At 55.1% G+C, this 19975-nt stretch carries 20 protein-coding genes; 11 read left to right on the top strand and 9 right to left on the bottom strand.

Annotated features, from left to right (window positions below; translation table 11 throughout):
• Positions 1–6: 6 nt before the first annotated feature.
• From hutG to hutI, 3 genes are read right to left on the bottom strand one after another with little or no spacing between them, the layout of a single operon-like run.
• Positions 7–807: an N-formylglutamate deformylase gene (gene hutG, locus L1I42_RS00975; protein WP_236112598.1), complete on the bottom strand. Its 801-nt coding sequence runs from the start codon at positions 805–807 to the stop codon at positions 7–9.
• Positions 808–2337, bottom strand: a complete 1530-nt coding sequence (gene hutH / locus L1I42_RS00970) for a histidine ammonia-lyase (protein ID WP_236112596.1) — start codon at positions 2335–2337, stop codon at positions 808–810.
• Positions 2334–3551: an imidazolonepropionase gene (hutI, locus tag L1I42_RS00965; RefSeq protein ID WP_369413047.1), complete on the bottom strand. Its 1218-nt coding sequence runs from the start codon at positions 3549–3551 to the stop codon at positions 2334–2336. Before hutI ends, hutH begins: the two co-directional genes overlap by 4 nt.
• Positions 3552–3642: 91 nt before the next feature.
• On the opposite strand from hutI, the gene L1I42_RS00960 reads away from it, so the two are divergent.
• From L1I42_RS00960 to L1I42_RS00940, 5 genes are all read left to right on the top strand, one after another.
• A complete protein-coding gene (locus tag L1I42_RS00960) occupies positions 3643–5013 on the top strand; it encodes a formimidoylglutamate deiminase (protein WP_236112595.1) in 1371 nt (456 codons plus the stop codon).
• A 7-nt stretch (positions 5014–5020) separates the two neighbouring features.
• Positions 5021–5749 carry a histidine utilization transcriptional repressor HutC gene (hutC, locus tag L1I42_RS00955; protein WP_236112594.1) on the top strand — a complete coding sequence of 243 codons (729 nt, stop codon included), beginning with the start codon at positions 5021–5023 and terminating at the stop codon, positions 5747–5749.
• Positions 5750–5817: 68 nt separating this feature from the next.
• The gene (locus L1I42_RS00950; protein WP_236112593.1) at positions 5818–6417 is read left to right on the top strand and encodes a response regulator; all 600 of its coding nucleotides are present in this window, start codon (positions 5818–5820) and stop codon (positions 6415–6417) included.
• A gap of 112 nt (positions 6418–6529) precedes the next feature.
• Complete coding sequence (locus L1I42_RS00945) at positions 6530–8683, top strand: methyl-accepting chemotaxis protein (RefSeq protein ID WP_236112592.1); 2154 nt, start codon at positions 6530–6532, stop codon at positions 8681–8683.
• Positions 8684–8771: 88 nt separating this feature from the next.
• Complete coding sequence (locus L1I42_RS00940; RefSeq protein WP_236112591.1) at positions 8772–9251, top strand: MmcB family DNA repair protein; 480 nt, start codon at positions 8772–8774, stop codon at positions 9249–9251.
• 4 nt (positions 9252–9255) lie between these two features.
• Here L1I42_RS00940 and L1I42_RS00935 read toward each other — a convergent pair whose 3' ends face one another.
• The 5 genes from L1I42_RS00935 to L1I42_RS00915 all read right to left on the bottom strand — a co-directional run bounded on the left by L1I42_RS00935 (position 9256) and on the right by L1I42_RS00915 (position 14857).
• Positions 9256–9996: a COMM domain-containing protein gene (locus L1I42_RS00935; RefSeq protein ID WP_236112588.1), complete on the bottom strand. Its 741-nt coding sequence runs from the start codon at positions 9994–9996 to the stop codon at positions 9256–9258.
• Between the two features lie 240 nt (positions 9997–10236).
• Positions 10237–11208: an ATP-grasp domain-containing protein gene (locus L1I42_RS00930; protein ID WP_236112587.1), complete on the bottom strand. Its 972-nt coding sequence runs from the start codon at positions 11206–11208 to the stop codon at positions 10237–10239.
• A gap of 20 nt (positions 11209–11228) precedes the next feature.
• Positions 11229–12818 (bottom strand): MBL fold metallo-hydrolase, encoded by a 1590-nt coding sequence (locus L1I42_RS00925; protein ID WP_236112585.1) that lies wholly within the window; start codon positions 12816–12818, stop codon positions 11229–11231.
• Positions 12819–12910: 92 nt separating this feature from the next.
• A complete protein-coding gene (locus L1I42_RS00920) occupies positions 12911–13465 on the bottom strand; it encodes an ActR/PrrA/RegA family redox response regulator transcription factor (RefSeq protein ID WP_236112583.1) in 555 nt (184 codons plus the stop codon).
• A 78-nt stretch (positions 13466–13543) separates the two neighbouring features.
• Positions 13544–14857 (bottom strand): ActS/PrrB/RegB family redox-sensitive histidine kinase, encoded by a 1314-nt coding sequence (locus L1I42_RS00915; RefSeq protein ID WP_236112582.1) that lies wholly within the window; start codon positions 14855–14857, stop codon positions 13544–13546.
• Positions 14858–15031: 174 nt separating this feature from the next.
• Between L1I42_RS00915 and L1I42_RS00910 the strand changes: the two genes are divergently transcribed.
• The 4 genes from L1I42_RS00910 to L1I42_RS00895 all read left to right on the top strand — a co-directional run bounded on the left by L1I42_RS00910 (position 15032) and on the right by L1I42_RS00895 (position 17713).
• Positions 15032–15490, top strand: a complete 459-nt coding sequence (locus L1I42_RS00910; protein ID WP_236112580.1) for a DUF2852 domain-containing protein — start codon at positions 15032–15034, stop codon at positions 15488–15490.
• Between the two features lie 119 nt (positions 15491–15609).
• On the top strand, positions 15610–16377 hold the full coding sequence (locus tag L1I42_RS00905) for a M48 family metallopeptidase (RefSeq protein ID WP_236112578.1): 768 nt from the start codon (positions 15610–15612) through the stop codon (positions 16375–16377).
• Positions 16378–16508: 131 nt separating this feature from the next.
• A complete protein-coding gene (locus tag L1I42_RS00900; protein WP_236112576.1) occupies positions 16509–17009 on the top strand; it encodes a TetR/AcrR family transcriptional regulator in 501 nt (166 codons plus the stop codon).
• 11 nt (positions 17010–17020) lie between these two features.
• The gene (locus L1I42_RS00895) at positions 17021–17713 is read left to right on the top strand and encodes a DUF1295 domain-containing protein (RefSeq protein WP_236112574.1); all 693 of its coding nucleotides are present in this window, start codon (positions 17021–17023) and stop codon (positions 17711–17713) included.
• A 2-nt stretch (positions 17714–17715) separates the two neighbouring features.
• Here L1I42_RS00895 and L1I42_RS00890 read toward each other — a convergent pair whose 3' ends face one another.
• Entirely contained in the window at positions 17716–18597 is an 882-nt protein-coding gene (locus L1I42_RS00890) for a LysR family transcriptional regulator (RefSeq protein WP_236112572.1), read from the bottom strand.
• A 136-nt stretch (positions 18598–18733) separates the two neighbouring features.
• Here L1I42_RS00890 and L1I42_RS00885 point away from each other — a divergent pair, with 136 nt between their 5' ends.
• Both L1I42_RS00885 and L1I42_RS00880 read left to right on the top strand, forming a co-directional pair.
• On the top strand, positions 18734–19297 hold the full coding sequence (locus tag L1I42_RS00885; protein WP_236112571.1) for an ester cyclase: 564 nt from the start codon (positions 18734–18736) through the stop codon (positions 19295–19297).
• Positions 19294–19962 carry an NADPH-dependent F420 reductase gene (locus L1I42_RS00880; RefSeq protein WP_255768078.1) on the top strand — a complete coding sequence of 223 codons (669 nt, stop codon included), beginning with the start codon at positions 19294–19296 and terminating at the stop codon, positions 19960–19962. The genes L1I42_RS00885 and L1I42_RS00880 overlap by 4 nt, the downstream gene beginning before the upstream one ends.
• Positions 19963–19975: the final 13 nt, after the last annotated feature.

The following is a 19975-nucleotide window of genomic DNA, read 5'->3' as shown; positions in this document are numbered from 1 at the left end:
ATCCTCCTATGCCACGTGGACGCGGGCGGCCTCGTCCAGCAAGGCGTCCAAGATCAATTTGAGGGTGGGGCGCAAACGCGCACATTTCTCAACATCCAGCGCCCAGGGGGCCTGCTCGGTTTTGAGATAGGCGCTTTGGGCAATTTCCATTTGAAAGGCGTAAACATTCTGGTCGGGCTGACCATAATGGCGCGTGGTCCATCCACCTTTAAACCGTCCATTCAAGACGCTTTCAAAAGCACTGTCGCGGGCAATGTCAAAGGCGCGTTTTTCCATGTCCGACAGCACGGTTGCGCCCCCATTGGTGCCCAGATTGAGGGCGGGCAATGTCCCCTCAAACAGGAACGGCAATTCGCTGCGGATAGAGTGGCCATCATAAAGAACGGCATAGCCATGTTTGGCTTTAATCCGCGCAATCTCGTCGCGGATGGCGGCATGATAGGGCGCGTGAAACGCGATCCGCCGGGCTTCGATTTCACCGGGGGTTGGGGCCTGCCCCTCGTGATAGATGGGCTGACCCTCAAAATCAATGGTGGGGCACAGCGTGGTGGTGTTTTGCCCGGGATAGAGCGACACGCCCTCGGGATCGCGATTGGCATCGATCACATAGCGGGAGAACGTGGCGCGGATGGTGGTGGCTCCCGGCATCAAATCCGCATAAACCTCATCGATAAACCAGTCCGTATCCACCAGCGCCATGCCGCGTTCATTCAGTCGCCCGGCAATATCGGCGGGCACAAAGGTGCCCACATGGGGAAAGGCCAGAATAAGCGGGCTATCGCCCTTTGTCAGGGTGAATGGCTCCATCTATGCCTCCAGCGCAAGATCGATTTTGGCGACATCCAGCAACTGCTTTTGTTGCACCAGCAACCCCGCTTTCACCAAGTCAGGTGAAATGTAACGGTCATCATCCAGTGCGCTCACCTCCTGCCGCACTGCCTCAATCGCGGCCTGCAAAGGCGCAGAGGTGGTGAGTGGCGCGCGCAAGCGCACCCCTTGGGCGGCGGAGAGCAGTTCAATACCCAAAATGTGGGAAAGGTTCTGGTTCATCTCCAGCAAGCGGCGCGCCGCATGGCAAGCCATGGAGACATGGTCTTCCTGATTGGCGCTGGTGGGGGTGGAATCCACCGAGCACGGCGCGGCCTTTTGCTTGTTTTCAGACATCAGGGCGGCGGAGGTGACCTCGGCGATCATAAAACCGGAATTCAGCCCCGGATTGGGGGTCAGGAACGCCGGCAGACCGAAGGACAGAGCCGGATCGACTAGCAAGGCGATGCGCCGCTGGGCAATGGCGCCCATTTCAGAAATGGCCAGGGCAATCTGATCGGCAGCGAAGGCCACCGGTTCGGCGTGGAAATTGCCGCCGGAAATGATTTCATCTTCGCTCACCACCAGCGGATTGTCGGTCACCGCATTGGCTTCCACCCGCAATGTGTCGCCGACTTGCCGCAACAAGCCGATCACCGCACCCATCACTTGTGGCTGGCAGCGCAAGCAATAAGGGTCCTGCACCCGCTCATCATTTTCCAGATGGCTGTCGCGAATTTGCGACCCCTTCAACAAGGCCCGCAATTGCGCGGCGGCATCAATCTGGCCCTGATGGCCGCGCAGGGTTTGGATTTTTTCATGGAACGGCGCGTTTGACCCCATGGCCGCATCGGTGGACATGGCCCCGGTGAGAAGTGAGATTTTGGCCAGATGCCACGCCTCAAACAGCCCCGCCAGCGCCAGCGCGGTGGAGGTTTGGGTGCCATTGATCATGGCCAGCCCTTCTTTCGGGCCAAGCACCACTGGCTCAAGCCCTGCGCGGCCAAGCGCATCGGCCCCGCTCATGCGCTGGCCTTGATAAAAGGCTTCGCCTTCGCCAATCATCACGGCGGTCATATGTGCCAGAGGCGCAAGATCGCCCGATGCGCCCACAGACCCTTGGCCGGGGACCAATGGGGTCACGCCTTTTTCGAGCATTTGTTCGATCAATTCAATCAGCACCCATCGCACGCCCGACGCCCCACGGCCGAGGGACAGCAATTTGAGCGCCATCATCAGCCGCACGACTTGTGGCGACAGGGGTTCGCCGACGCCGCTCGCGTGCGACAGAATCAGGTTGCGCTGCAAGGTGGCGGTGTCGTCCACCGCGATGCGGGTTTTGGCCAATTTGCCAAAGCCGGTATTTACCCCATAAACAGCCGGTTCCCCCTTGGCGGCTTTAGCGATGATCGCGGCGGCACGTTCCACTTCAGGCCTCACCGCCCGGTCGATCTGAACCGGCGTGTGGGTGCGAAAAATCTCTTCCAATTGGGCGAGGTTCACCTGCCCCGGCTGCAAAATCATGCTCATGGCTTGCCTCCAAAGATGCGCGCCTTAAGCGGGTTGAAGCCGATGCGATAGCTCAGTTCGGCCGGGTGCTGAATGTTCCAAATGGCGATGTCGGCCCGCTGGCCTGCGGCCAATGTGCCGCGATCATCAAGGCCCAGCGCCTTTGCCGCGTGGCGCGTGGTGGCGGCCAGACATTCATCCGGGGTCATACGGAACAGGGTCGCGCCCATATTCATGGTCAATAAAAGCGAGGTGAGCGGCGACGAGCCGGGGTTGCAATCGGTGGCCAATGCTATGGGCACCTGATGGGTGCGCAACAGGTCAAGTGGCGGCAATTGGGTTTCGCGCAGCGTGTAAAATGCCCCGGGCAGCAGCACCGCAACCGACCCGGCGTCGGCCATGGCTTTAACGCCCGCGTCGTCCAGATATTCAAGGTGGTCAGCAGATAGGGCGCCATAAGAAGCGGCAAGCGCTGCACCACCCAAATTGCTCAATTGCTCGGCGTGCAGTTTGATTGGCAGGTCCAGCTTTTTTGCCGCCTCAAACACGATTTTCATCTGGTCAGGCGAGAAGGCAATGCCCTCACAAAAGCCATCCACTGAATCCACCAAACCTTCTTCATGCAGGCGCGGCAGCATGTCTTCGGCCACCAGCCGGATATAGTCGTCGGGCTGGTCCTTATATTCCGGTGGCGTGGCGTGGGCGCCAAGGAACGTGGTGCGCACCTCAATATCGCGCAGGGTGGCCAGCTGGCGGGCGGCCAGCAACATATTGCGCTCGCTCTCCAGATTAAGGCCATAGCCGGATTTTACCTCAATGGTGGTGACGCCTTCAGCGATCAGCGCATCCAAGCGCGGCAAAGCGCTTTCGACCAGTTGCTCAACGCTGGCGGCGCGGGTGGCTTTGACGGTGGAGATAATGCCGCCGCCGGCGCGCGCCACTTCTTCATAGCTGGCGCCTTCCAACCGCATTTCAAATTCAACGGCGCGATCGCCGCCAAACACAATATGGGTGTGGGCGTCAATCAGCGCCGGGGTCGCCAGCGCGCCTTCAAAGTCTTTGCTGGTCCAGTCGCGATAATCGAGCGGGATATCTTCGGCAGACCCAACCCATGCGATCTTGTCGTCCTCAATGGCAATGGCGCCATTATCGATCAACCCACCGTAATTTTCATTATTGGCGACCATCGGCGCAATGCGCAGATTGGTGAGCACATATGGGGTGGAGTTCGCCATGGAAGAGATCCTTTTGCCGGGATTTATCATTGCGCTTCATTCAAATATGTATATGCTTATTTTTATTATGTCCATACATATTAGGTGAATTATGCCATCGCTATTTGTGAAAACGGCCTTGCTGGACACGGGTTGGGCGCAAAATGTGCGCCTTGCGTGGGACGCGGACCGCATCACGCAGATTGAGACTGACGCCAGCGCACAAACGGGTGATCTGGATTTAGGGGATCAGATTTTGCTGCCAGCGGTGGGCAATTTGCACTCGCACAGCTTTCAGCGGGCGATGGCGGGCCTCACCGAATATCGAGGCGAAAGCCGCGACAGCTTTTGGAGCTGGCGGCACCTGATGTATCAATTTCTCGATCAATTGACCCCAGGCGATCTTTACACCATTGCCCGCTTTGCTTTTATGGAAATGCTGGAGGCGGGCTATAGCGCCGTGGCCGAGTTTCACTATGTTCACCATCAGGTGGGTGGCGCGCTTTATGACCATCCCGCCGAGACCAGCCACGCCATCATCCATGCGGCGCAGGATGTTGGCATTGGCTTGACCCATTTACCTGTATTCTATGCCTATGGCGGCGTGGACCAGCGGCCGCTGCAGGGCGGGCAAAAGCGGTTTGGCCATAGGATGGATCAATTTGAAAAGCTGCTGAGTGATTGCGAACAATTGTTGCGCAAAATGCCTGACGATTATCGATTGGGCCTTGCCCCGCACTCATTGCGCGCCGTGAGCCAGGATCAGCTCAATCAGTTGGTGGCGCTGCGCCCCAACGACCCGATCCATATGCATATTGCCGAGCAATTGGCGGAAATCGACGAGATTGAACAGCATTATGGCCAGCGCCCGATGGAGTGGCTGATGGCACATTATGATGTGGATCGGCGCTGGTGCCTGATTCACTCCACCCATCTGACCGAGGGTGAAACGCAATTGCTGGCCCAATCCGGAGCGGTGGCCGGGCTTTGTCCGATCACGGAGGCCAATTTGGGCGACGGGATTTTCAACGGCGTTGAGTTTTTGGAAATGGGCGGCACCTTCGGGGTGGGGTCGGATTCTGATATTCGTATCACGCTGAGCGAAGAGTTGCGGGTGCTGGAGCATTCGCAGCGCTATCGACATAAGGGTCGCGCCATGTTGGCCCCTACCAATGGGTCCAATGGCGCCACCTTGTTTAATGGCGTGGCCAAAGGCGGCGCCCAGGCACTGGGGCGCGACCATGGGGAAATTGCCGTGGGCAAGCTGGCAGACTTTTTTACGCTGGATCGCGACCGCATGTTAGGGCATGGACTTACCGGCGATCGGCAATTGGAGCATTGGATTTTTGCCAATGACGACAAGGCGATTGACCAGGTTTGGTCGGCCGGGCGGCACATGGTGACGCGGGGTCAGCACAAAAATCATGAGGCCATTCGCGCCGATTATATTGCCTGTTTGAAAAAATTGCGGAGCCAATTATAAGCAAGCCATGACCGAACGCGCCACCGCCTCGCCTTATCTGACCATTAAGAATGATTTGCTCCGGCAAATCCGCACCGGTGCGCTGCGCCCGGGGGACGCGGTGCCGCATGAGGAAACCATCGCCAAGCAGTATGGGGTGGCGCGGGCCACGGTGCATCGGGCGATGCGGGAATTGGCTGAAGAAGGGTTTGTGGAGCGCAAGCGCCGGGCAGGCACGCGCGTGGCCGCGGTGGGCGGTCGCACCACCAAAGTGGACATTTCCTTGGTGCGCGATGAAATTGAACGCACCGGCGCTCCCTATCGCTTCAAGATTTTAAAACGTGAAATTGTGCAGGGCGATCCCCTGGCACAACAGGTGCTGCGTGTGCCCTCCACCCAGGACGTGCTTTACCTAGAGGTTTTGCACTTTGCCGGGGACCAGCCCTATCAGTTGGAAGAACGCTGGATCAACCTGGATGTGGTGCCCAATGCCGCCACGCAAGAATTTGACCAGACCAATCCCAATGAGTGGTTGGTCAAGAACTTGCCTTATAGCGATGCAGAGCATCAGTTTTCTGCTGTAAATGCCAACGCGCACCAGGGGGCGGCCCTTGACGTGCCAGAGGGCGAAGCGCTGTTTGTGATTGAGCGGCGCACAGCCCTAGACGCCAAAATGATCACCTATGTGCGCATGCTGCATCCGGGCCAGACCTATGCAATGGCCGCCACAAATTTCAGCCTGTCGACGAAAAATTAACTCAACCCTGATAAGGGCTTAGCCACCGCACATAAGTTGAGGGAATGTGCGCGTGCTTAGGGGATTTCATGAGTTATTTTGATGTGGCGACCAATATGGGCGGCAATAACGCTCAAATTGCGCTGATCAATGATTTGGCGCGCGATTTGGGGTTTCGGCAAATCACGCCCTATTCCGGCTTGCTGGCGACAGAAGAGTTGACCCGCAAGGTGCCCAACAATTTCTTTCTGTTTGCCAGCGACGGGGAATTGGGGCAGATCAAATCTCAGGTGCAGAATATCCGCAACAGCACGCGCCCGCGCGTGCGCTTCTCGCCATTAATCTGCTTTGTGGAGGTGCCATTGCCGATGCTTATCTCCCAATGCATCCAGATCGGGTTTGACGATATCCTGACCCTGCCCTGGGACCCGAAGCAGATGATGCCGCGGCTGCGCCGCCAGCTCAACACGCCCATCACCTATTATGAAACCAGCACCTATTTCGGGCCCGACCGGCGCCGCTTTGGTAAAAAGCGGCCAAGCGGCCAACGGGTGTTCAATCAAAGCCAAGGCTATCGCCGCATTGACATCCGTCGCGACTCGGCACACGGCGTGCAAATTATCGGCGATACAACGGTTGGGCATTTCAGCAAACGCCACAGCCATGTCTCCTGGAGCGCTGCGGGCTGATTCAGGGGGCGGCGATTCCTACGTAATCGTCCGTACCTTGTGCAGAAACCACAATTAACCAAGTTTGCCGGACAATGGCCGCATAGTTTTAATCCTATTGCGAGCGATTGCCATGTTCAAATTTCCGACCCTTAAAATTGCAGCAAAATTGCCGCTTGCCTTGACCATTTCGGCGCTGGCCATAGGTATTGGCCTTGGCGCGGCCAGTTTTTTGATCAGCTCCCAGACCGTGCATGAAATGACCAAAGACAAGCTGGAAGGCATTTTGGAAAGTCGTGCCATTGCGCTGGAGCGCTATTTCACCCAAGTGAAGGACGATCTGCTGTTGCAGGCGCAAAATCCAGTGGTGATTGAAGCCACCACCGGTTTTGCTGATGCCTGGCAGCGTATTGAAGGCGACGCTTCTGGGCTGCTAAAGCAGGGCTATATTGTGCAAAATCCGTTTCCGCTGGGCGAGAAGGCCAAGTTGGACAAAGCCGATCTTGGCCTTTGGTACGACAGTTTACACGCCCGCTTTCACCCCTATTTTCGCAATCTGATGAACCGCAATGGCTATTATGATGTGTTCCTGTTCGATCAGGCGGGCAATCTGGTCTACACCGTTGCGAAAGAAAATGACTATGCCACCAATTTTGCGGAAGGCGGCGGCACCTGGGCCAGCTCTGATATGGGCCGCGCCTTTCGCGCAGCGGCCAATGTCGCGGCCGGACAATTCGCCTTTTTCGATATCGCCCCCTATGCGCCAAGCGATGATTTGCCAGCGACCTTTATGTCCACCCCATTGATGGATAATCAGGGACAGCGAATCGGGGTGCTCGCCTTCCAATTGCCGGTGGATGAATTCACCCAGATCATGCACGATAAAACCGGGCTGGGCGACACTGGCGAAACCTTTATCGTGGGTGCTGATCATATGTTCCGCAATGATTCGGCATTCACCGAAGAGAATGACATCTTGAACACCCGCCTTGATTATGTCGCCATTGATGACGCTTTGGCAGGAAAACATGGCTTTGCGATTACCGATAATTATCGTGGTGAAGAGCTTTATTTGCACACCACGCCCTTTAGTTTTGGCGGCGTCAATTGGGCCGTTGCCGCAGTGAAAGGGGTAGCAGAGTCCAATAAGCCGGTGGTCAATTTGCGCAATATGATGCTGCTGATTGGTGGGGGTATTCTGGCCGTCATCATTGTGGCTGGTGTCTTGTTTGCCCGCACCATCACCAAGCCGATTGCGCGCCTGTCTACCACCATGAATGAGCTGGCGAATGGCCAATTGGATGTGGATATTCAAGGGACAGAAGGCAAGGATGAGCTGGGTGACATGGCCCGGGCCGTGGATGTGTTCAAGCAAAATGCGATTGAACGACAGCGACTGGAGGGGCAAAGCGCCGCTGAAGCCAAGGCCCAGGCCGAACGTCAGAAACGGGTAGAAGAGCTGATCTCTCATTTTCGCGCCAGTGTGGGCGATGCGCTTGAGCTAGTGACGCAGAATAGCGCGCAAATGACCAACACCGCCAACATGCTCAATGATATCGCCAACAACACGTCCGGACAGGCTGGCGATGCGGCCAATGCGTCAAAAGAAGCGTCCACCAATGTGAAAGCCGTGGCGGCGGCGGCAGAAGAGTTGGCGGCCTCTATCGAAGAGATTTCGCGGCAGGTTTCCAAAACCAACACCATCGTGAATTCCGCAGCGGAGGCGGCCCAGCTGACCAATGGACGCGTCGCCCGCCTGGCCGCGGCGGCACAAAAGATTGGCGATGTGGTGGCCCTTATTCAAGACATTGCCGAGCAGACCAATTTGCTGGCCCTGAACACCTCGATTGAAGCGGCGCGGGCCGGGGAAATGGGCAAGGGCTTCGCTGTAGTGGCCACGGAAGTAAAGTCACTGGCCAACCAGACGGCCAGCGCCACCGAAGAAATTTCGGCTCAGATCACGGAAATTCAGGACTCCACCAAAGACGCTGTGGCGGCGATTGAGCAGATTGCGGGCACCATGACCGAGGTGACCCAATATACCACCTCCATCGCGTCTGCTGTTGAGGAGCAGGGCGCGGCCACTGCCGAGATCAGCCAGAGCGTGACGCAGGCGGCGACGGGCACAGAGCAAGTGGCCGGGTCCATCAACACGGTCACCAGCGCGGCAGACGAAACCAATCAAAGCGCCAACAAAGTGTTGGTCGCCTCGCAGGATATGGCTGAACAGGCCAAAACCTTGCGCACCACTGTCGACAAATTCCTGACGGAAGTGGCGGCAGCCTAACCTCTCCCTTGCTGCAAAAAAGAGGCGCCCGTTGTGGGCGCCTTTTCATTCGCATTGCGCCCCTCCAGATTTGCGCTAAACTTTATGCATGTCAGATTCGTTGCAAAATTTGCCCCCAATCGTGGATGGCCGCCAGTCGGAAACCGCCCTGAAAGTGCAGCGTGGTTGCATGCGGTTTTTGCGGGCACAACATGATATTACATGCTTTGCCGAAGTGCCGCTGGCCAATGGCCGCCGCGCCGATTTGCTGGGGGTCACGCGCAAGGGCGAAATCTGGATCGTGGAGATCAAATCCAGCCTCGAGGATTTTCGCGTCGACCAAAAGTGGCCCGAATATCACGAATTTTGCGACCGGTTCTTTTTTGCCAAACCGCCGGAGCTGGCGGCGGAGATCTTTCCTGAAAGCGAAGGGTTGATTGTGGCTGACGGGCACGGGGCCGATATGATGCGCCCTTCTGCCCTTGATAAAATGGCACCCGCCCGCCGTAAAACCTTGATGATCAAGCTGGCCCGGTTGGGTGCAGATCGGATTCACAGTTTGATGGACCCGGGGCCAAGCGCGCTTTAGACGTCTAATATCGCTGTGGCGCGAAGTTGCGCCAAGGGCGCAGACGAAACGCGGTCACCTCAGAATCATGAATGTTCGCGATGGCTCTTTCGGACGGTCCCGCGTCTAGCACTTTCATGGCATCCATACGCCGGCGGGCCGCAAATTTGGCATTTTCTAGTCGTTTCGGGCATTTAGACTCATATTCCGACATCGTGAACTGCGGATGAAAGTTGATTTCATAAAATTGCGGGCGATTGTTCACCAATGAAAAATCTACGCGCCCATATTCAATTTGGGCCAGGTCAAAGACCTGTTGAGCCTGGTCGATCCATTTATTTTCCCGAAGCAACCTCGCCTCGGTCTCCGCAAAGTTTGGTGGCATTGTATCAACATCACCATATTTTACGTACCACTTCTGATCGTAAAGGAATAGATCCAGCATATACTGGTCGTCGATGCGATAAGCCGAAAGCTTGACAAAATAGTCTTGTTCAAAGGGTTCCGCGCAATATTCGATGACAATAAGATCGTCCAACGGTTCACCTGCCAACGCCAGCGCCTCAATCGTACTATCCAGCTCAGATTGTGAGTTTATTAGGCCAGCGACCGGTGGCAAGCTGACCGACAAATAGCGGAGAAACACCGGAAATCGAGACGGTTTTGGCGCGTCTCCCGCCAGATGAACGTCAAAATCATTAATGCCCGCTTGGTGTAGTCCACGAAGTAGGCCATATCTGTTTTTGGCATGGGCGGGATCGTTCAATGCCCTAAAGCCATCGCCCGCCGCATTGATATGCCGATAAATCTTGGCTGCCAAGCGCCGCTCCCGTGGATGCAACCGGTCAATAAAAGTGAAAATATAGGTTGCAGAGGGCAAACGTCGCGTCCGAAAAAGCCAATTGTAGGTCTTGTGCCGTGTGGCTGGCGCGTCGTCAAATGCTTTGAACCCAAGCCCATTGCCCCGCTGCCGATTGGGGCCAACAAATATAATCACTCTATTTTCCTAATATCTTTGGGGCGCATAATTGCGCCAAAAACGCCACCTAAATGCGGTCAACTCTGCATCCTTGAGGTTGGGGCACCTCTTTGTCGTGGTGTTTATATCGAGGGCGGCAACGGCCTCAAACCGCCGTTGCACGGCCAGCGCCACATTTTGTTTGCGTCGCTCAACCTGCGACAATGATTCAGTGGTCCGAAACTCGGGATTGAAGTTGATCTCATAGACTTGTGGCCGCCCATCCACCAAGCCGAAATCGACCCGTCCATACTCTATGTTGGCCATCTCAAACACTGTGCGCATTTGGTCCACGTAAGCATTTGCCTTCAGGTCATTGGCCTCGATTTCGTAAAGTTTGGGATCCACAATATCAATCTCACCCACCTTGACCTGCCAATTGGCCTCACAGATGGTGTAATTCAAACTGACCCGCCCACCGGCTCGATAGGCGGAATATTTCTGATAAATCCCCGGCTCGATCTCCACCGCACAGAACTCGATCACCATCAAGTCATCTAACGGCTCGCCATTTTCTTCAAGAGTTGCAATATGTTGGTTTAGCTCGACCTGATTTTGCAAAAGGCCTGTTAATGGTCGCAAGGATTGTGAGATACGCCGAATAAACACGGGAAAGCGTTTGGGCGTGGGTGCATCACAAGCCAAATAAACATTGAAGTCATTGAAGCCCTGCGCATAAAGGGCACGTAAAAGCCGATATCTATTTAACACCCGGGTAGGATCATTTAACGCCCGAAAGCCGGCCCCTTGCTGATTAATGTGGCGATAGATTTTGCCTGCCAAGCGTCGTTCAGACGGGTCAAGCCGATCCAAAAAGGTGAAAATATAGGTCGCACCTGGCAAGCTACGCGCGCGAAAAAGCCAATTAAAAGTGCGTTGTTTATATTTGGGCGCCAATTCGTAATCGTTGAACTTCTTGATGTTTCCACGCTGCCGATTGGGGCCAATAAATATAATCACCGCATGCTTACCTTTGGCGCTTAGATTTTTTTCAGTTCGGCACGTAGCCGCTTCATCAACTCAAGACGCTTTTTGTCGCTTTGTTCTTTCGTCAAAATATTCCCCAGTTCAATAGAGAAGCGCGCATATTCGGCGGACCAATCCTGTGTGAATTGCTGCGGGTCGATGCGCATGGTCTCGGGCTGATGCACATCGCCCACGCCATTGGCCCGCAATTCAAATTGGTCATCCAATTGCGGGGCGATCACTTTGTCAGGCCCCAATCCTTTTTCCGCCAATGCCTTTTTCATCGCGTCGCGGCTCTCGTCCTCGCCATGGGTGAGGAAAATCGCACCGTGGGCGGGCAGCCGTTCGGCGATCCAGTCCATCAATTCTGTATGGTCACCATGGGCCGAATAATTGCCGATCGAGCGGATGGCCGCGCGCACATAGTGGTTATTGCCATGGATGCGCACTTCACTTTTACCCGATTTGATCACATGTCCCAATGTGCCGGGTGCTTGATAGCCGACGAACAGAATGGTGGACTTGGGGTCGGAAATATTGTTGCGTAGATGGTGTTTGATGCGCCCAGCGTCACACATGCCGGAGGCAGACATGATGATGGCCCCGCCATGAATGCGGTTAATGGCTTTGCTTTCCTCAACAGATTCCACAATCCGGAAGCGATCATCGTCGAACAATTCTTCCGGCTCCAGTTCCACATCCTGTAAATCAGCCGCATGACGTTTGAACACGTTGGTGACCCGGCGGGCCAAAGGCGAATCGAGGAAGACCAGTTGCGGATCTATTTCGCCGCGCTTGATCAAAACACCGATATCATGCAGCAACTCTTGGCTGCGCTCCACGGCAAAAGCAGGAATGACCAGATTGCCGCCGCGCGCCAAAGCCTCATTGATTTCTTTTTTTAGCGCGGCCCGTCGCTCTTCCAGCGAATAGTCATCGCGCTCTCGCCCGCCATAGGTGCTTTCGCACAGGATGTAATCGAAGCCAGATGGGGCATGGGGTTCGAGATAAAACACCTTTTCGTCTGGCCCCAAATCACCAGAAAACAACATTTTGATGGTTTTGCCGTCTTCGTCTTGAACATGCACTTCAATCGAGGCGCTGCCCAGAATATGCCCGGCATTCCAAAAGCGCGCTTTCACGCCGGGGCCAGGCTCAAACCACTCTTCGTAAGCATGCCCTTTCGAACGGGAAATGGCTTTTTCTGCGTGCTCTTTGGTATAAAGCGGCTCGATCAGCGGTTCGCCCTTCCGGGCACGTTTGCGGTTTTGCCGCTCGGCTTCATATTCCTGAATGCCGGCGCTATCGGGCAACAGATAATCCATAAGGCCGGTGGTGGGTTCGGTGCCGTGAATGGGGCCCTCAAATTTGTGCTTGATCAATTTGGGCAGCAGGCCCGCATGGTCAATGTGCGCGTGGGTGAGCAGCACAAAATCCTGCTTTTGCGGATCGAATGGAAAAGGCTTGTCATTAAGGGCGCGTACAGCCTTGTTGCCCTGAAACAGGCCGCAATCCACCAGAAACTGCCCGCCTGGATGGGTGACCCGATAGCACGATCCGGTTACGGTGCCCGAAGCCCCATGGAATGACAATACTACGCTCATCGCTTTTCCTTCCGCCAAATCGTCCCGCCCTGCAATTCTTAGCAGCCGAGATTTACCACGCAAAGCAAAAGCTTATCTGAGCGACAAATTGTTTAGCGCGGGGCGCGTTTGGCCAAAATACGTTGCAAGGTCCGTCTGTGCATGTTTAAGCGGCGGGCGGTTTCAGACACATTGCGGTCACACAATTCATAAACCCGCTGGATATGTTCCCACCGGACCCGGTCAGCAGACATGGGATTTTCGGGGGGATCGGCTTTGATCTCATCTTCGTCCGCCATCAGGGCCTTGTACACATCATCGGCATCGGCGGGCTTGGCCAAATAGTCAACCGCGCCGAGCTTCACGGCGGTTACCGCAGTGGCGATATTGCCATAGCCGGTGAGCACCACAGTGCGGGCATCGGGCCGCTTTTCCTTTAGCGTGGACACCACTTCCAGTCCGTTGCCATCTTCAAGGCGCATATCCACCACCGCATAGGCGGGCGGGTTGGATTTAACCTGGGCCATGCCAGCAGCGACGCTGTCGGCCGTGCGCACGTCAAAGCCGCGTTTTTGCATGGCGCGTTCGAGCCGGGTTAAAAAGGGTTTGTCATCATCGACAAGCAGAAGGGACAAATCTTTGTCCAATAGTTCTGGCACGCTGGTCATTCTCGTATCCTCGCAATTGATACTTTATGGCACTATTTCGACTTGAAGGTCAAAACCATCTCCAAGGCTACGTTTAAATCACTCGCTCAGTTCAATCACCTGTCTTGGCCATGCTATTTTGACGCAGGCATGCTGCCCTTCGTCGCGGTTATAAAAATCCAGTTGCGCTCCGGTGCGCTCCAGCAAGGTTTTGGCGATAAAGATGCCTAGGCCCAGCCCGCCCGGCTCGGTGGGATCACTGTCTTTATTGTCCTTAGGGCGTGTGGTGAGATAAGGTTCGCCCATGCGCATCAGCATATCCTGGGTGAAGCCCGGACCGTCATCACAGATTGTTATTTCAAGCATTTTGGCGGTCCACCGCACCTTGACCTCGACCCGGCTCTGGGCAAAGTCCACGGCATTTTCAATCAGATTGCCCAGCCCATAGATCAAGCCGGAATTCCGCGCCATTTTTGGCTCAACCCCGTCGCCACTGGCGTCGAGATCAATATCAATGCCAAAAAACCGCTGCGGTTCAGACACTTCTGCCACAAGATCGCTGGCACTTAGTTCGGCAAAATGCGCCTCCTGCGTGTTCAGATTGCGCAGTTTTTGCAAAATCTCACGACAGCGCGTGGCCTGCTCTGTGATCAATTCCAGATCTTTTTTCAACGATTGGGGATCATCCAGATCCGTCTGCATTTCTTTTGCCGCCAGGGCGATGGTGGCCAAAGGCGTGCCCAACTCATGGGCGGCCGCTGTCGCCAATCCATCAATGGCAGACAAATGCTGCTCACGTGCCAACACCAATTCAGTGGCGCTCAACGCATCGGCCAATTGCCGCGCTTCATGCGCAACCCGGTTGGTATAGGTGGCGGTGAACACCACACCGCAGACCAATGCCGCCCAGATGCCGAACACATATAGATTATTGATGACGAAAGGTTCATTACTGCCCCAAGGCAACGGCATATGAAAAAAGCCCAGCACCGTGATGATGGCGATGGCCAGACCGCTGATGGCCAATGTCCAGCGATAGGGCAGCGTTGTGGCTGATACGCTGACCGGTGCCAACAGCAATAGGGCGAAGGGGTTGTAAAGCCCGCCCGTCAAATAAAGCAGCCCGCCCAATTGCAAGGAATCATAGGCCAGTTGTGCGGCGGAAAATTGTGAGCGCAGGCGCAGGGTGGCAGGGAACCGCACGAGCAGGAACACGTTTAACCAGGCCGACATGGCAATCAGCGTGAAACAGGCCGCCAGCGGCAGATCATAATTGAGGCCAAAGGCCACGACCAGCACGCCGGCGCTTTGCCCGGCCACGGCCAACCAACGCAGCCGCACCAGCGTTTCAAGGCGCAGCCTATGGTGGCCGCTATAATTCAAGGCAGGGCTGGATGGGTCAGAATCGGTCACTTTAGGCTTCCTAGATTGGCTAGATGGCCGAAATTTATAGGGGCAAAGGCCCCGATTTCCGGCGCTCTGGGCGTTGTTTTGTGCAATTTCAAGACCCTTTTTGCAAAAAAATGGCGCTTGAAGCCACCAAAATCGCCCCCAAATCTAAGTCATCGTTGATGAAGAGGTGATAAAATGAGCACGCAATTGATTAAACCAGAATGGTCCCCCTTGACCATTGGTCTTATGGTTCTTGGCTTTATTATTTTCTGGCCGCTTGGCCTTGCCATGTTGTTCTACATATTGTGGGGCGAACATTGGGGTGGCTCAAGCGACAAGGCCGAGAGATGGATGCACAAGCAAAAGCACAAAATGAAAGGCTGTCGCGGCAAGCGCTATCGTCGTGGCGCCACCGGGAATGCGGCCTTTGATGAATATCGCGAAGCCGAAATCCGCCGCATTGAAGAAGAACGCGCCCGCCTGGAGCAGGAACGTGAAGAATTTGAAGAATTCTTGCGCAATCTGCATATGGCCCGCGACCGGGAAGAGTTTGATCGCTTTAAATCTGAGCACCGTGCCAAAAAGCATGATGATGACGAAGATGATCGGTTTTCCCCCCGCGACCGTGACGAAAAGAAGCGCGACGACTATTAAGCTATAATTGGTTCCTCCCTGCCCTTGCGCCTATGCCCCCGAACATAAAGCGCAAGGGTCCCTGACCCCCAAAACTTGGATCTTTATGGTCTGGCGCTCTCAAAAGGGCGCCTTTTTTATTGCCAAATCAGACCCAATTGAGCGAAATTCACTCCATGATGCTGAAACGTCGCCAAGCGATTCCCGAAACAGTGCAGATGAACTTGACCACCGGCGCGGTGGATGTGGTGGTGCGCCAACATGCCCGCGCCAAGCATTATCGGCTGTCTTTGCACCCGAAAAAGGGCGTGGTGCTGACCGTGCCCAAACGTGGCAATTGGCGAGATGCACAAGATTTTTTGAGCCGTCATCAGACATGGCTGAATGAGCGGATGGACCAGATTGCACCGCCAACGCTTCTGGCACCCGATATGAGCGTGCCGCTGCGCGGGGTGCCGCATCAATTGGCGCGCACCGGCAACTTGCGCGGACTGGTGGAACTTGATGAAACCAACTCCCAGATTAATGTGCCGGGCGCACCCGATCATTTTGCCCGCAAGCTGGGCGATTGGCTGAAAGCGCAGGCGCGGCAGGATCTCGAAAAACAGGTGCAGTTTCACGCAGCGAGGTTGGAGTTGTCGCCCAAAGGCATCACCATTCGCGACCAGACCAGCCGGTGGGGATCGTGCAGTTCCTCGGGGCAGTTGAATTTTTCCTGGCGGTTGGTGCTCGCCCCTCCCTATGTGCTCGATTATGTCGCCGCGCATGAGGTGGCGCATTTGCGCGAGATGAATCATTCCGCCCGCTTTTGGCGCACAGTGAAAGAGACCCTGCCCGACATGGATCGCGGGCATGATTGGCTTAAGGTGCATGGGCGCGAGCTGATGCGCTTTCAGATCAAGGGCTGATCTTATTGGTGGCACCCGCATCACCTCGCCCATCTGCCACCCATTTTATCTAAAATCCAGCGCCCTCTTGACGTTCCCTCTATTTCTCCTTACATACATACCGACCGGTCGGTTTGTATGCAGGAAAGACAATGTCAGATTTAAAAGAACAACTCTTGTCCATCGCCTTCGATATGTTTTTGGCGCAAGGCTATGATGGCGTTGGGTTAAGCGAAGTCATCAAAAAGGCGGGCGTCTCCAAAGGCGCGCTTTACCACCATTTCAGTTCCAAAGATGATCTGATTGATCAGGTGTTGCAGCGCTATTTTCTTGATGGGTTTGCCGCAGTGGAATTTGACGCGCTGACGGCGGCTGACGCGAAAGATCAATTGAGCATGCTGGTTGCAGTCTATCAGGCTCAGTTTGGCGCGGAATCCGCCCTGAATAAATATGGCTTGGCGCGCTATTTTGCGCTGTTTTTTGACAGTCTGGCCCGCAATGAAAATTTCGCCCAGGCGATCTGCACTTATTATCAGAAAATCGAAGCGGCTCTGTCGCCGGAAATCCGCCCCTATCTGCGCCAGATGGAGGGTGAAATCTATCTCGCCGCCATCCATCGGCGTGCCCCCAATTTTTCCTTCCTCCCGCAATAAAGAGATTCGTCATGCTTGAGCTATATGGTTCAAAATCCAAATCCATTCCGCAAAAAATCACCATCACATTGATCGAATTGGCCCTGATCGGCCTGTCTGCCTGGATAATGTTTGGCGAGGGTGCGCCTTTATTGGCGGGCCTGTTCGGCTGGACACTGCCCGCCGAAACCCCCGTGCGCTACAGCGTCATTCTCGCGTTCAATCTGATCATATTGCTGCGCATGGGCTTTATGATGTTTTATCTGATGCAGCGCACCTTGCCGTGGTCTGAAGCCTTTACCGTGCCGTCGGCCTTCGCGATCTATTATGTTGGGTTCGCCATTCTGGTGCTGCCGAATGATGCACCGCTCGGCCGTTGGGATTATCTTGGCATTGCCCTGTTTGCGCTGGGCTGTGTGCTCAACACCTTATCTGAGTTGCAGCGACATTGGTTTAAGAAGGACCCCGCCAACAAGGGCAAGCTCTATACTGGCGGGCTATTTGCTTATTCCATGCACATCAATTTCTTCGGCGATATTGTCTGGGTCATCGGCTATGCCCTGGTGGCCGGCCACTGGCTGGGCGCGGCGATTCCGGTGATGCTGTTTGGCCTGTTCGCCTTTTACAATGTGCCGATGCTCGATGATTATTTGCGCGACCGTTATGGCGAGCAGTTTAAAGCCTATGAGGCGCGGACCAAAAGGCTGGTGCCCTTCATTTTTTGAGGCTAGTCGAGCGTGCGGGCGAGAAAATCAATAGCGGCCCGCACCCGCGCCGGGCGATTGCGGTTGAGCGGCAACACCGCCTGGATCGGCAAGGTGAGGGACGGGAAGTCCGGCAGCAATTGCACCAGCTTACCTGCCTCGATATCCGATTTCACGACAAAGTCGGGCACCAGCGCGATGCCTTCGCCCATAAGCGCCAGATTGCGCATGGCGGTGGCGCTATTGGTGACAAATTGCGGCTGAATGGCAATATGGCGGGTGACCCCGTCAATCTGAAACGGCCAGCGCGCCCCGCCGCGATAGTTTGAATCCTGCAAGCAAAGATGGTGGCGCAAATCTTCCGGCGTCTCTGGCGCGGTATGTCGGCGAAGATAGGCAGAGCTGGCCACCAGCCATAAATGCGTTTCAGTGAGTTTGCGGGCCACCAGGCTGGAATCGCTGAGGGCGCCAATGCGCAAGGCAAAGTCAAACCCGCCCTCAATCAAATCCACATAGCTGTCTGACAGGCGCACATCAAAACTGAGCTCTGGATGTTTGCGCTTGAATTTGGCCAAGAGCGGCAGCAGCACCACCTCGCCAAAACTCACCGGTGCAGACAGGCGTAAATGCCCGATCAGCTCGCCTTCGGCGCGTTTCAACGCTGAATGGCTTTCATCAATGCGGGCGATAATATCCTGACAATCGAGATAATATTGCTGCCCGGCCACGGTCAGGCTTTGGCTGCGGGTGGTGCGGTTCAACAGCTTGACGCCGATTTGGGCCTCAAGCGCGGCCAGATATTTGCTGGCCAGCTTTTTCGAAATGTTCAAGCGGTCTGCCGCGGCAGTGATGGTGCCGGCTTCCACCACCGCCACAAAGGTCCGCATGCCATCAATCATATCCATATTATTGTGAATATAACGGCGACAATGTTTCGTCAATATCCATATTTTTCGGAATAAACATTTCAACCATATTCCTTTCAACGCCGCACAACACAGACCTCCAAACAAGTGGCGCAACAAAGGAAAGGAAATGAACATGTTGAAACAAACTCTTATTACCGCGCTGATGGCCACCGGCCTAACAGCACATGCATTGGCCGAAACACCGGAAGCGATCCCCGGCGGCATTACCCCGGAAAAATATTACACCGGCGGCGGCGCAGCCACTGCCCAGGATGAGGCGCATCTGGAAAAGTTCGATGCGCTCGATTTTGAGATTTTCTCCAATCAGGAGTGGGACCGGGTTCACGAAAGCCATGATGAAGACATTGTCGTGACTTGGCCAAATGGCCACTCCACTCGCGGCATTGATGTCCATATTGAGGATTTGAAACGCTTGTTTGTGCACGCCCCGGACACCCAAATCCGTTTCCACCCAGTGCGTTTGGCCACTGATGACTGGACTGCCGTGGTTGGGGTAATGGAAGGCACATTTACCGAGCCGATGCCGATTGGCGATGGTGAATTTATCGAACCCACCGGCAAATCTTTTGAATTGCAAATGGCCACCATCGCATTTTGGCAGGACGGTCGGATGATCCATGAATGGCTGTTCTGGGACAATGAGACTTATGCCCGTCAACTCGGATTGATCGAATGAATCTACTCAGAAAACTCTTCAGAAAGGATAGAAAAATGACATATGCAATTATTGGAACAGGTAACATCGCCAGCGGATTGACCCGGACATTGGCGGCCAAACACCGGGTTTTGGTGGCCGGACGTGACGCGGAAAAGGCGCAAAAGCTGGCGAGCACAGTGAAAAATGCCAGCGCGGTGGCCATAGATGAAGCGCTCGACACCGCCGAGATCGTATTTCTGGCCGTGCCGTTTGATGCGGTGAGTGAATTGGCCACCCGCTATAATTTTGACAACAAGATTGTTGTCGATGTCACCAATCCATTCAAGGCAGACTTTTCCGGGCTGACCTTTGGCTATGATTCATCGGCGGCCGAAAAAATTGCTGAATTGTTGCCCAACGCCCATGTGGTCAAGGCGCTGAACACCATCTTTGCCCAGGTCTATGAGCGGGGCCTGAATTTTGAAGGGCGTAAAGTGCCGGCCTATGTGGCGGCGGATGATGAAGCGGCCAAGCAAAAGGTCGTGAACGCACTGGCTGATGTCGGGTTTGATGCCGTGGATACCGGGGGCCTGCTCAATGCGCGCTATCTGGAGCCGCTCGCCTATCTGAATGTGCAGTTTGGCTATATGTTGGGCCAGGGCACCCAAATCGCGCCAGCCTGGATTTCTCGCCAGTCTGCCTAAGTGCAACAGGGCG

Source organism: Maritalea mediterranea, from assembly GCF_021568695.1.
GTDB classification, from domain to species: Bacteria; Pseudomonadota; Alphaproteobacteria; order Rhizobiales; family Devosiaceae; genus Maritalea; species Maritalea mediterranea.
The sequence above is the reverse complement of the archived record's forward strand: the minus strand, read 5'-3'. Positions and strand labels throughout refer to the sequence as shown.

Bases quoted from the DNA above. Each gene is read 5' to 3' on its own strand.
- hutG (WP_236112598.1), bottom strand. From the start codon at position 807: ATGGAGCCATTCACCCTGACAAAGGGCGATAGCCCGCTTATTCTGGCC.
- hutH (WP_236112596.1), bottom strand. From the start codon at position 2,337: ATGAGCATGATTTTGCAGCCGGGGCAGGTGAACCTCGCCCAATTGGAA.
- hutI (WP_369413047.1), bottom strand. From the start codon at position 3,551: ATGGCGAACTCCACCCCATATGTGCTCACCAATCTGCGCATTGCGCCG.
- L1I42_RS00960 (WP_236112595.1), top strand. From the start codon at position 3,643: ATGCCATCGCTATTTGTGAAAACGGCCTTGCTGGACACGGGTTGGGCG.
- hutC (WP_236112594.1), top strand. From the start codon at position 5,021: ATGACCGAACGCGCCACCGCCTCGCCTTATCTGACCATTAAGAATGAT.
- L1I42_RS00950 (WP_236112593.1), top strand. From the start codon at position 5,818: ATGAGTTATTTTGATGTGGCGACCAATATGGGCGGCAATAACGCTCAA.
- L1I42_RS00945 (WP_236112592.1), top strand. From the start codon at position 6,530: ATGTTCAAATTTCCGACCCTTAAAATTGCAGCAAAATTGCCGCTTGCC.
- L1I42_RS00940 (WP_236112591.1), top strand. From the start codon at position 8,772: ATGTCAGATTCGTTGCAAAATTTGCCCCCAATCGTGGATGGCCGCCAG.
- L1I42_RS00925 (WP_236112585.1), bottom strand. From the start codon at position 12,818: ATGAGCGTAGTATTGTCATTCCATGGGGCTTCGGGCACCGTAACCGGA.
- L1I42_RS00920 (WP_236112583.1), bottom strand. From the start codon at position 13,465: ATGACCAGCGTGCCAGAACTATTGGACAAAGATTTGTCCCTTCTGCTT.
- L1I42_RS00910 (WP_236112580.1), top strand. From the start codon at position 15,032: ATGAGCACGCAATTGATTAAACCAGAATGGTCCCCCTTGACCATTGGT.
- L1I42_RS00900 (WP_236112576.1), top strand. From the start codon at position 16,509: ATGTCAGATTTAAAAGAACAACTCTTGTCCATCGCCTTCGATATGTTT.
- L1I42_RS00895 (WP_236112574.1), top strand. From the start codon at position 17,021: ATGCTTGAGCTATATGGTTCAAAATCCAAATCCATTCCGCAAAAAATC.
- L1I42_RS00890 (WP_236112572.1), bottom strand. From the start codon at position 18,597: ATGGATATGATTGATGGCATGCGGACCTTTGTGGCGGTGGTGGAAGCC.
- L1I42_RS00885 (WP_236112571.1), top strand. From the start codon at position 18,734: ATGTTGAAACAAACTCTTATTACCGCGCTGATGGCCACCGGCCTAACA.
- L1I42_RS00880 (WP_255768078.1), top strand. From the start codon at position 19,294: ATGAATCTACTCAGAAAACTCTTCAGAAAGGATAGAAAAATGACATAT.